We start from the raw sequence: 12083 nt of genomic DNA on the forward strand, positions 1-12083 counted from the left end.
TTACCTTTAAAAATACCAAAGAAAGTTTAAGCGCTTTTACCAACGGCCTTACCGATCAGTACCTTCAGGAGAAGGTCGATGAAAAATCCGGTGAAGAAAAAGTCGTTCTCCGGAAAGATGTCATTGCCAAACAGATCAGTTCTGAGATCAAAGATGCACTGATCAGTAAAAAGGCGGTTATGGGAATCGCAGGGAGCGCAGTAAAAAGCGATGCGATCGACACCCTGATTAAGCTCGGGACCACGGCGCTTGTAGGGAATTATGCCAGGAAAAACCTTAAAAGTTCCAACTGGAAAAAGAAAGTATTTGGAATAGCCTTGATCTACCTCGCTCCTATTGCACTGAGGTTTATCAGAAAAAAGCTTGAAAATTACCAGAAAAATAAAAGTGTCTCCAGCATGGAGCAACTGATCTGAAGATCAGATTCAGAAGCCGGAAACCGCCTTTCTACAGGATATGCGGCTTCTGAATTTTTATTTACGGCTGTCCCGCAGGTGAAAACAGCTGTCCGAGAATTATACCGGCTGCCATGGAGACATTCAGGCTCTCTGTGGACTGTGATTTTCCGAACCTTGGGATCATGATGCTCCGGTGAAGCTTTTTCTCCGTTTCCGCACGCATGCCATTGCCTTCATTACCTAAAATCAGGTTCATTTTCTCAGGCTTCTCAAAAGTATAAAGGTTCTCTCCCACCATATCGGTTCCAATGTTCATATGATCTGTTTCAGACAGGTATTCTGCAAGATCTGTATATAGTACATTCACCCTGGTAAAAGATCCCATGCTGGCCATAATTACCTTAGGATTATAAAAATCAACCGTATCTTCACTGCATATGATCTGTTCAATCCCGAACCAGTCGGCAAGGCGGATAATCGTACCCAGATTACCGGGATCCTGAATCCCGTCAAGGATCAGCTGTATGCTGCAGCCCTCTTCCATCTTCTGTTCTTTCAGATAACAGACAGCCACCGAATCCTTCGGATGCTGCAGGAAACTGATTTTTTTCAGTTCATTATCAGTAATATGAATAACAGGGGCTTCTGCACGGTCCAGTTTTTGCGGATCGGTAGAAAATATTTCTTTAATTTTAAAATCAGAATTAAAAAGTTCGCTGATGATTTTATTCCCCTCAACCAAAAACAAATTGTATTTTTGTCTGAACTTCTTTCTATCCAAAGACTGTAAAACTTTTATTGTATGAGCTGTAAGCATTATAAGAATTCTCCTCAAAAGTATTATAAAATTATCTCATTTGCAACATTTGTAGGGCTCCTTTATGCTTGTAGTACAACAAAAAAAGTTCCTGACGGTGATTATCTGCTTGTAGAGAATAATTTTGAGTTTGAAGATAAGAAGGCTCCTTTTGACGGCGAACTCAAAGACTATGTTCAGCAGAAACCCAATAAGAGACAGCTTCTCTTCATGCCACTGAGCCTGTGGCTGTACAATGCGGCCAATCCCAAATATGATACGCTTCTCAATGAATACATGACGTACCCGAATGAACTGAGAAATCAGAAACTCAGGGATTCCCTGTTCATTAAATACAATATGAAGAGCAGCGTGGGAAAAAGCCTTTTCTTTGACAGGCTGTACCACAACTGGGGATCGCCACCGGTAATCCTGGACCAGACCAAAACGGAAAAAAGTGCCGAATCCATCGAGAAGAGGCTTACGTACCGCGGATATTGGGATGCCGAAGTGAAATTCAAACATGACCTGGATTCTGCGGCAAAGAAAGCAGCCGTTACCTATTTTATCACCCATAAGGATCCTACCTATATTAAAGATTACTATTATAATATCACCGATCCGAAAATCAAAAATATTTACCAGCAGAAAATCCATGAAAGCCTGGTGAGAAAAGACCAGATCCTGGATCAGACCGTTCTTGAGAAAGAGGTAGTCCGGATCAACGAATTGATGAGGGACTACGGCTATTATAAATTCAATAACCTGAATGATGAAATCTTTTTTGTCGCCGATTCCCTTAAGAGCAGAAAGCAGGTTCCCGTAACACTGGAGATTCACAAAGACTCGCTCGACAGTCCTTATAAGGTGGCTACCATTGGTAATATCGACGTGGCCATAGTGGATGAAAACAGTGATTACCCAAAGAAGACCCGTACAGACAGCCTGCGTGGGATCCGGTTTCACAAAATGAATAAACAATACGATTCAAGGGCGATCTGGAGAGCAATTATCGTGGGGAACAAACAGGTTTATGACCAGAAAAAATTTGATCTTACCAAAAGGAACCTCCTGGCCATGAACAATTTCAGTATCCTGAAATCCAGGGATTCCCTGCGGCATGGCGGCGGATCGGCACCTAACGACAGCATCATTGATGTAATGTATGTACTGAAGCCGCTTCAGAAATACGAACTTAAGCTGGGTACGGATGTCAATTATTCACAGCTGCTCAATCTTGGGGTCTCCCCGTCTATCGACCTGACCACCCGGAATGTTTTCGGAGGGGCGGAAAACCTTTCCACCAGCCTTGCCGGTACTTTCGGTTCCATAAGAAGCACGAAAGATATCGAAAGAAGGGTTCTCGCTTACGAAATTTCAGCGCAGGCGTCCCTGAGCTTTCCGAGATTGCTCCTGCCTTTCGATTATTATAAGCTCCTGCCAAAAAGATACAGCCCTACATCGTCAATTCTGCTGGGGGCTTCGGTGCAGAACAATATCGGGTTGGGGCGGGTCAACTTCAATACGGGCCTGAATTACCTTGCCACTGTAAATGATAAGGTGTCGCACAGGCTTACCCTGTTCAACACACAGCTCAGCTTAACAAAAAATAAAGATGCTTATTACGATTATTTCGTAAACGATAACGAAATACGGGAAGAAATTTTCAATGATTATTTTGTGTACAATTCCGGGGTGGCAGAGCAGTTTGAAGCAGGACAGCTAAGTATTGACGAAGTATCGCGGAGGATTATCCAGGACACCAAATATGCCGCTAATCTCGACCAGCCGGGTATGGACCGGCTTAACGCCTTTCTGGGAACGCTTGTCAATAAAGACCGGCAAACCCAGGATGTCCTGATTTCGTCTTTTATCTATAATTTCGTATATAGTGAAATCGGTAAGAAGAACTATCCCAATGCCTTCTATTTTAACGGTAAAATGGAACTGGCGGGAAACATCTTCAGCATTTTCAATCAGCGGCGGAACGAGGGCGGAATTGTAACGAGCCCGGAACGGACGATTTTCGGTGTTCCTTATGCCCAGTTCGTGAAATTTGATTTCGATGTAAGGAAATACTTTAAATTCAGTAATAATACACTGGTCCTCCGGCAGTTCCTGGGACTTGGAATACCCTATGGAAATTCATCCAGTATGCCCGTGATCCGTTCCTATTTTAATGGCGGATCCAATGACATCAGGGCATGGGTAGCCTTCGGCGGATTAGGCCCTTCCGATTCCCAGGTGGATGAAAGAGTGCGTGCCTATCAGACCGAGAATATGAAACTGACCACCAATATCGAGTTCAGGGTACCGTTTAATTCCATGTATGAAGCGGCTGTCTTTACCGATATCGGAAATACCTGGAGTCTGAAAAATGATAACGAGTCTTCCAGAAATGAATTCAAATTCAACCGTTTTATCAGACAGATGGGCGTGGGAAGCGGCTTCGGATTGAGGGTAAATGTAGCATATATTACCCTGAGGGTAGACCTTGCCTATAAAATGTATGATCCGAACAGGCCTGAAGGTGACCGGTGGAGAATAAGGGATTTCCAGCCCTTTAAGCCTACCCTTAATATCGCTTTCGGGTATCCTTTCTAACTTAACATTAAAATATAGATACATGAACGATGTATGGAAAAATTTCTGGGAGCAGTACGCGGGATCAGAAGCTGCGAATGAAGATGAGCTGTACTTAAAAGTTGGAAAAATAGCCAACAGCGCGCCGGTGAGCCGGGATGTTGTACAGAAATTAGCAGATGATATTGCTGAGAAGCTAAAGCTTACCGATACAGACGATCTTCTCGAAATGTGCTGTGGGAATGGTCTTATAACCCGTCCGTTATCTGAAAAGGTAAAGAAGATCTACGCATTCGATTTTACAGAATCACTGATTGCATCCGCGCTGCAGCACAGAGCCAATACCAACATTGAGTACGTAACGGGCAATGCCAAAGAAGATTTTACCCGGATATTCACAGAACCGCTTCCCGCTGTAAAAAAGTTCCTGATCCATGATTCTACCGCTTACTTTCTGCCGGAGGATATTGAGAGGATGGTTGAAAAAATTAAAACCGTTTCGGAAGACTTTATGTTTTATCTCACCCACATTCCGAATAATGCCAATAAATGGCTTTTCTACAATACACCGGAGCGGAAGAAAAAGTATGAAGCTTCCCTTCAGTCCGGTGACATCTTCCTGGGCGGCATTGGCCGTTGGTGGGAAAAGTCTGAATTCAGAGCCATTGCCGAAAAGTACCATCTTCATATTGAGATCTTCGACAGCAGCAATGAATATGCTTACAGGATGAGTATTCTCCTTTGTTCCCGTCCCTCCTGATCAGTTCCTGTACAACGGGAAAAAGTTGTTCACCTTTCTCCAGATATCGTTGTAAGTAACCAGTTTATTGTACTGGTTGATATCCGTGATATGTTTCCATACGGAAAACTGCAGCCTCATTTTGGAAAAGCCTGATTTGAAGAGGTACAGGTTGTCATTATCCCTGCCCGCAAACCCGCCGCCGAGATGAAGGAAGTGAAGGTTCTTTTTTATGGCCAGCAGCCTTGCCTCATCGAGTACGAGCTTCATCGGTGCATCTTTTATAAAGTCTTCTGCAGTCGTCGCCAGGTGGTATTGCATAACATTTCCCACTACAGTAAATATTGCACCTGCAGCAAAAACCCCGTCTTTTTCAACCGATAAAAGAATGACTTCATAATCGTCGTTATTCAGGAAACCGTGAAAATAATCCTTATCATAATAATACCTGTCGAATGCCCGTACTTTTTCCATTGTCTTATAGTACATTTCAATAAAATGATTGATGTTTTCAGGGCCTTTCTTTTCTACTACCACAAAATTTTTCTCTCTCAGATACCGTACTTCATGCCTTGTGGATTTTCTGTAGTTCCTGAGATGGCTTTCAGGAGACTGCCGGAGATCAATGACCACAGTCTTATTGATATCGGCGACTTCTCCGGAAGCCCTGAAAAAATTCCCGTAATCGCATAAAGGGTGCAGCCGTGAAAATACCGAGACAATGTAATTCTTCCGGCAGAATTCCGTAAATGCAGCATGGAAAAACGCAAAATGTTCCTCGGAAAGCGTGCTGAATCTCTTATTCGAGATTGGGCCACAATAGCCGTATACTGAAGTAAGATCAAAATAGCCGGTATCTTCGATATTCCTTACTTTAAAAGGGAAGACGATGAGTTCATCATTGAATTCGGAGACGAAAAGTACGGAAGGAAAAGAACTCTCAAGCGAATGATAAAAATGAGTATGATAGATATCGTAGAAAATACAGGCTTTAATCGTATTTTCCCAGGCCTGTTTATCGGCCACCTCAATCGTATAAAATTTTCTAAGATGCATAGGGTAACAAAAAGTGGTAGTGTAGTGTATTGTAATAATTTCCTGATGGTATCGTATGGAGACATTAGTCCGGTGAAATGCCTACGGCCATATAGACTACGGCGACGGTTCTTGCCAGTATTTCCCGGAACTGGTTGCGGTAATAGCTTTCAGGCTTTGTAACGTCCTGCGCATCGAATCCGAGGGCATTCATATTATTGTTCCTGGCAAACAGCAACGCCCGGAGATTATGGAATCCCTGGGAGACAATAATTACATTGGCTTTCTTATAAATATCTTTACAGCGGAGAATGCTTTTATAGGTATTGAACCCTTTCGGGTCTTCCGTGATGATTTCTTCCGGAACGCCTTCCTGGTAAATCAGATAGTTTTTCATGGCAGCCGGCTCATCATATCCCTTGCTCTTTTCTCCGCTGACTATGATTTTTCTGATCCTCCCGTGATGATACAGTAATGCTGCAGCATCCATTCTTTTGGTAAAATACGGATTGGAAAGTCCCGATCTCATTCTGGGAGAAGTGCCGAGCACCAGGGCCACTTCACGGGGCGGGATTTTTGAGATCTTGGTATAGGTACGCCCGCCGGTAAGCGCAAAAACCCACGCATTGGCGAGGCATATCAACAGAATCCCGATTTCTATTGATATGAATGAAAGGTTGAATATGTTCTTCAGTATTTTCATCTAAGATCAAAGTTAAGCTTTATTTTTTTGCTTTTTGCAACCGACATACAGGCAAGGATATGCCCTTTTTTCTCTTCTTTTTCTGTAAGGTATTCATTCTCCAGCAGGTCTACTTCCCCTTCTTCCAGTATACATTCGCAACTGCCGCAAATTCCGGACTTGCAGGAATACGGAACGGCATATTTCTGTTCCAGCAGTTGCTGCAGGATTCTTTCTTCATTGGAAGGAAGAACAGTGGAGTAAGCTTTGCCCAGCATGGTAAATTCCACTTCTACATTTTCGATCCTCGGGAATTCTTTTTCTACGGGGTAAATATCGTTATTATATTCCTCAAAAAGTTCAAAATGAATATTTTTTTTAGGGATTCCATGATGATAACATGCGTTGGCCAGTGCTCTGATCATATCTCCGTGCCCACAGATCAGCACTTCATCCACAGCGTCCCAGATGGTAGATTCTTCATCGGTATCATCCAGATGCAGGATCTGATTGATGATGAGGCTCAGTTTCCGTTCATCCAGCCTTCCGTGAAAAAAGCTGTTGGGTGTTTTTTCCCGGGAAAAAAAGTAGAAAATCTGCAGCCGGTTGTGGTGGCTTTTTGCCAGCCGGTCGAGTTCGTCCCGGTAGATCAGGTCATCAGAAGTTTTATTTCCGAAAAACAGGAACAGCCTGGTTCTGGGTTCCGTATGAAGGATATTTTTAAAGTGGCTGAGAACCGGAGTAATCCCTATTCCGGAAGCAAAACCTACAATGGTACGGAACTCGCTGGGCTTGGAAACCAGGGTAAACCTGCCGGCGGGCTCACTCACCTCTATCCGATCTCCTGCATTGTAATTCCTGTACAGTTCTGAAGCCGCTCCTTCCTCAGTATTCATTTTAATCCCCAGACTGATCTTGTTTTCATAAGGCGCAGCGGTAATAGAATAATCCTTAATACATTGCTTATCCCCGGATCGGATTTTAAGACTGACAAACTGTCCGGCCTCAAACCGGAAATTTTCCTTAAGATCTTCCGGAATCTCAAACTCCAGAGCGAAAGTATTTTTGGTCAGTTGTTCCTTTTTCGTTATTTTTAACCAATGAAACGCGGTTCGTTTCCCCTTGTAGATTTGTTGTTCCATACTTCAATTCAAAAATAGATAAAAAATAATTATGAGAAAGATAATTTTGTCGATGCTGATCATAGGCTCCGTCATTAGCTGCAAGAAGCAAAGTCAGGAATCGTCAGAAAACCAGCCGGCGACGGACTCGGCAACTGCCACAGCTGCAGTTCCAGCTGCCCTTACCACCCTAAGCCCCCAGCAGGCGTCTGAAATCCTGGGTAAAAAGAACGACACGCTATACGTTACCAATTTCTTTGCCACATGGTGCGGTCCCTGCGTAAAAGAGATCCCGCATTTCAAAAGCAAAATCCAGGAACTGAGCGGGAAGCCCGTAAAGATTACTTTTGTAAGTGTAGACAGCAAACAGGACTGGGAAACCAAAGTCCCGGCATTTGTAGACGAACAGGGAATACGGAAGAATACGGTATTGCTGGATGGGCAGGCACTGGACGGGCAGTTCTTTGCATCAAACTTTAAAAAATGGGACGGAAGTGCCATCCCTTTTACTTATATGAGAAAAGGAGATCAGACCGATGAGACCCTCGGAATGATCAGCGAAGAGCAGCTTACTTCCAAAATCAATTCATTTCTAAAATAAGCGCCTGCCTTTCAGCTGATCTGATGTCTAAAAAATTCAAAATCCTGTGTTTGCTTTTGCTGATCGCTATTTTCGCAGCGGCAGTTGTCAATGCAAACACAGGATTTTTATATCTGAGCCCTGAAGATTTCTTCGGTGATTCCCCACGCAGCCAGATTGCTGAGATACGCGTGAACCGTATACTGGTCATGCTTCTGGCGGGAATCTCCATTCCAACGTCAGGATTCCTTATGCAGGAATATTTCCGGAACCCGCTGGCAGGCCCTGATATTCTCGGGATCACCTCGGTCGCCAGCCTTTCGGTAGCCTTTTATATCTTTTTTTCTCATGATCTCCTGATTCCCGATTTTCTGCAGAACAGTTTTCTCAGCCTCTCCTCCATCGCCGGCGGCCTTTTGCTGATGCTGGTGCTCTTATCCGTATCCGGGAAATTCCAGGATAAATCCTACCTTGTGATATTCGGGTTTCTGGTTTCCGCATTTGCGGGAGCCATTGTCTCGCTGCTCCAGTTCTATGCAGAAAACCAGAGCCTGAAAAATTATGTGTTATGGTCTTTTGGAGCCAATAATATGGTAACCAGAAACCAGATTTATGTGCTGGCCGCTCTTGTTGTGGCAGGAATGGCTGTCTGCTTCCATACGATAAAGCCTCTGATCGGGAATGCGCTGGGAACTGCCTATGCACAGAGCTTTGGAGTTGATCTGAACCGGCTGAAAATCGGTATCATTGCCGCTTCTTCCCTGCTGTCGGCTTCAGTGACGGCTTTTATGGGGCCTGTCCTGTTTATAGGAATCATCGTCCCCCATTTCTGCAGGCTGATCTACAACCCATCCAGATTATGGCAACAGTGGATGCTGAACATGGGCCTGGGAATGCTGGTCATGCTGATTTTCTCCACTGTTGCTGAAAAAACGCAGATCCCGCTCAATGTCATCAGTTCGGTATTCGGAATTCCGGTGATCCTGGTCATGCTGCTGAAACAGAACAAGGCATAATATCCTGAAATACGGTTTAGGGAGAGATCAGTTTTACGGTAGTAATACAATAGGATAAAAAGCAGTATATTTGTGAACACAGTTCAAGCATTGCCCATTCGATACTTTCATGCACCTACAGATAAAACAGGCAGATATCGGTTACCATCAACCTCTGATTTCAAATGCGGAAGCAGGCCTGAAATCAGGTGAAGTCTGTCTGCTGATCGGAAATAACGGAGTGGGGAAAACAACCCTCATCAGATCCCTGCTTCATCAGGTCCCTTTGCTGAACGGCGAAATCCTGCTCGGAGGCCGCTCTGTTAAGCAGTTTTCCGCAAGGGAAATTGCCGAGCATATTGCTGTAGTCTACTCAAAACCGGTACTTCCCCAGCACCATACGGTAGAAGACCTTATTGCACTGGGAAAATATATTTATTATCCTTATTATTTCGAGCTTACAAGAAAGGACCGCGAGGAAATCAGCCATACGATAGATATGCTGGGAATGGACCGCTACAGGCATACATCTCTCAAAAACCTTTCAGACGGGAACCTGCAGAAAGCTTTTATCGGAAGAGCAATTACCCAGAACTCCCCGGTAATTATTCTGGATGAGCCTACCACCCACCTGGATGAAAAAAACAAAATCAATATTCTGCAAACCCTTCGCAGGCTGGCACACGAACAGAACAAAATCATCCTGTTCTCTTCCCATGACTGGCGACTGGCAAAAGAATTTGCCGATAAGATATGGTATATCAAGGAAGGCCGGCTGTATTCAGGAATGGTAGAAGATGTACTGATTCAGCACGGTGAACTCACCCGCGCTTCCATATTCCGGATCAGTGAGCATTTTAAAGCTCCTGTAATTGAGGCTCCGCACATCCATAAGGAAATGCTGTTTTCCCTTTTGCAGAAAAATTTCCCTCAGGATCTCTCCGGATATCATTTTACTCATAAGCGTACCCATTGGGTGATCAGAAACAACGAAACCCGTAAAGAATGTGAATCTTTTGAGGAAATCTTTAATTTCATGAAAAACATTCATTAACAGGCGGTTTTCTTTATATATTCAATATACTATGCATGCATAGTATTATGCTTGTCATACATTTTAACGCGCTGCAATTCAATTGATTAACAAAATTTACCATAAATAAATACTATGCATGCATAATATTTACTATATTTGAGTAAACCATTGAAGCAAAAAGTGATGGATCATAAAGACAAAATAGAAAATGTAGATTTAATCTTGAAGCAGACCTGGCTTGCCGTATCTAAAATGTATACCGAAATGGCTCAGGAACATGACTCTACTGCCGTTCAGGCGCTCACTTTACTGAAAATAGATCCAAAGGAAGGCACCAGGAGCACCAACCTGGGACCCAAAATGGCCATTGAGCCTACTTCCCTCACCAGAATTATCAAGCTGCTGGAAGATAACGGATATATCTATAAGGAAAAAACCACTACCGATAAGCGCGAGGTAATCATCAAGCTTACCGATAAAGGATTGAACTCCAGAAATATGTCTAAAGAAGTGGTGGTGAATTTCAACAAACGCGTGATGGAAAAAATTGCTCCTGACAAGCTGGAAACCTTCAAGGAAGTAATGCATGAGATCATGAAAATTGCCACGGATCTGAACTACCGGAAATAAAACATTGCATGAAACCGGCTGATCCTCATGGCCGGATGACATCAGACCAATAATAAAATAAATAAATCCAATGAAAAGAAGAATCAAACACGTCACCGTTCTTGGTTCAGGAATTATGGGAAGCGGTATCGCAGCGCACTTTGCCAATATCGGTGTACAGGTGTCGCTTCTGGATATCGTACCTTTTGAACTGACAGAAGCGGAACAGAAAAAAGGTTTGACCAAAGAAGATAAGGCCGTAAGGAACAGGATTGCTGCCGAAAATTTTGAAAAGCTGAAAAAGGCAAGCCCTGCCCTGCTCTATTCTCCAAAGTTTGCCGACAGGATTACGACCGGAAATTTCGAAGACGATTTACCGAAAATCAAGAATACCGACTGGATCATCGAAGTAGTCGTGGAAAAGCTGGATATCAAAAAATCCGTCTACGAAAAAATAGAACAGTTCAGAAAGCCCGGAACCCTCATTTCTTCCAATACATCCGGAATCCCGATTCACTTCTTAACAGAAGGCAGAAGCGAGGATTTCAGACAGTATTTTGCAGGAACCCATTTCTTCAATCCGGTACGTTACCTCCCTTTGCTGGAAATAATCCCGACCCACGATACCCTTCCGGAAGTCATCGACTTTTACATGCAGTACGGAGCAAAGTTCCTCGGTAAAACCACGGTCCTTGCCAAAGATACCCCTGCGTTTATTGCCAACAGGATCGGAGTGTTCTCCATGATGGACCTTCTTCATAATGTTCAGAAACTGGGACTTACCGTTTCCGAAGTCGATAAACTGACCGGCCCGGTGATCGGACGGCCGAAATCCGCTACTTTCCGTACTGCTGATGTCGTAGGGCTTGATACATTGGTCATGGTGGCTAACGGTGTGAGACAGAGCGGTGCCGAAGCCAACAATTTTAATGATGTTTTCGCCCTTCCTGAGTATATACAGAAAATGGTGGATAATAAATGGTTAGGCTCAAAGACCCAGCAGGGATTCTATAAAAAGGTAAAAAATACGGAGGGCAAATCTGAAATCCACGGATTGAACCTGCAGACCCTTGAATACGAACTTCAGGGAAAGTCATCCTTCCCTACGCTCGAACTGACCAAAAATATAGATAAGCCGATCGACCGTTTCAAAGTGCTGATCGGAGGAAAGGATAAGGCAGGTGAACTGTACAGAAAATCTTTAGGAGCCCTGTTTGCCTATGTTTCGCATAAAGTACCTGAAATTTCCGATGAGGTCTATAAAATAGACGATGCCATGAAAGCCGGATTCGGATGGGAAAACGGGCCTTTTGAAATCTGGGATGCCGTTGGCATACAGAAAGGCATCGGGCTGGCACAGGATGCCGGTTATGAAGTGTCGGAATGGGTGAAACATGTGGATGCTTTTTATAAAGTTAATGATGATGGCCAAAGTATTTACGTGGATAAAAGTTCCGGCGAATACAATACGATCCCGGGACAGGACGCTTTCATCATTTTAGACAACAT

12 protein-coding genes are annotated in these 12083 nt (G+C 43.7%); 8 read left to right on the forward strand and 4 right to left on the reverse strand.

The window, feature by feature from the left end; translation table 11 throughout:
* A partial coding sequence (locus QZ735_RS00850; RefSeq protein ID WP_294243316.1) for a phosphoribosyl-ATP pyrophosphatase occupies positions 1–416 on the forward strand: 416 nt, incomplete at its 5' end.
* A 61-nt stretch (positions 417–477) separates the two neighbouring features.
* Here the strand turns inward: QZ735_RS00850 and QZ735_RS00855 are convergent.
* Complete coding sequence (locus tag QZ735_RS00855) at positions 478–1215, reverse strand: RNA methyltransferase (RefSeq protein ID WP_294243317.1); 738 nt, start codon at positions 1213–1215, stop codon at positions 478–480.
* Here QZ735_RS00855 and QZ735_RS00860 point away from each other — a divergent pair.
* Together QZ735_RS00860 and QZ735_RS00865 are read left to right on the forward strand one after the other, a co-directional pair.
* Complete coding sequence (locus QZ735_RS00860; RefSeq protein ID WP_294243318.1) at positions 1201–3798, forward strand: BamA/TamA family outer membrane protein; 2598 nt, start codon at positions 1201–1203, stop codon at positions 3796–3798. The two genes, QZ735_RS00855 and QZ735_RS00860, sit on opposite strands and share 15 nt — an antisense overlap.
* Positions 3799–3820: 22 nt before the next feature.
* Positions 3821–4537, forward strand: a complete 717-nt coding sequence (locus QZ735_RS00865) for a methyltransferase domain-containing protein (RefSeq protein WP_294243319.1) — start codon at positions 3821–3823, stop codon at positions 4535–4537.
* On the opposite strand, the gene QZ735_RS00870 is transcribed toward QZ735_RS00865, so the two are convergent.
* The 3 genes from QZ735_RS00870 to QZ735_RS00880 form a co-directional block, all read right to left on the reverse strand.
* The gene (locus QZ735_RS00870; RefSeq protein ID WP_294243320.1) at positions 4538–5572 is read right to left on the reverse strand and encodes a GNAT family N-acetyltransferase; all 1035 of its coding nucleotides are present in this window, start codon (positions 5570–5572) and stop codon (positions 4538–4540) included.
* A gap of 64 nt (positions 5573–5636) precedes the next feature.
* Positions 5637–6254, reverse strand: coding sequence for an ElyC/SanA/YdcF family protein (locus QZ735_RS00875; RefSeq protein WP_294243321.1), 618 nt, complete (start codon positions 6252–6254; stop codon positions 5637–5639).
* The gene (locus QZ735_RS00880) at positions 6251–7375 is read right to left on the reverse strand and encodes a ferredoxin--NADP reductase (RefSeq protein ID WP_294243322.1); all 1125 of its coding nucleotides are present in this window, start codon (positions 7373–7375) and stop codon (positions 6251–6253) included. The genes QZ735_RS00875 and QZ735_RS00880 overlap by 4 nt, the downstream gene beginning before the upstream one ends.
* A 31-nt stretch (positions 7376–7406) precedes the next feature.
* On the opposite strand from QZ735_RS00880, the gene QZ735_RS00885 reads away from it, so the two are divergent.
* From QZ735_RS00885 to QZ735_RS00905, 5 genes are all read left to right on the forward strand, one after another.
* On the forward strand, positions 7407–7955 hold the full coding sequence (locus QZ735_RS00885; RefSeq protein ID WP_294243324.1) for a TlpA disulfide reductase family protein: 549 nt from the start codon (positions 7407–7409) through the stop codon (positions 7953–7955).
* Positions 7956–7978: 23 nt separating this feature from the next.
* Positions 7979–8950, forward strand: a complete 972-nt coding sequence (locus QZ735_RS00890; RefSeq protein ID WP_294243325.1) for an iron ABC transporter permease — start codon at positions 7979–7981, stop codon at positions 8948–8950.
* Between the two features lie 109 nt (positions 8951–9059).
* Positions 9060–9983, forward strand: coding sequence for an ABC transporter ATP-binding protein (locus QZ735_RS00895; protein ID WP_294243326.1), 924 nt, complete (start codon positions 9060–9062; stop codon positions 9981–9983).
* Positions 9984–10148: 165 nt separating this feature from the next.
* Positions 10149–10595, forward strand: coding sequence for a MarR family transcriptional regulator (locus tag QZ735_RS00900; protein WP_294243328.1), 447 nt, complete (start codon positions 10149–10151; stop codon positions 10593–10595).
* Between the two features lie 70 nt (positions 10596–10665).
* Positions 10666–12083, forward strand: a 1418-nt coding sequence (locus tag QZ735_RS00905; protein WP_294243329.1) for a 3-hydroxyacyl-CoA dehydrogenase family protein, incomplete at its 3' end; no start/stop codon positions are given.

Source organism: uncultured Chryseobacterium sp. (assembly GCF_913776365.1).
Taxonomy (GTDB): Bacteria; Bacteroidota; Bacteroidia; order Flavobacteriales; family Weeksellaceae; genus Chryseobacterium.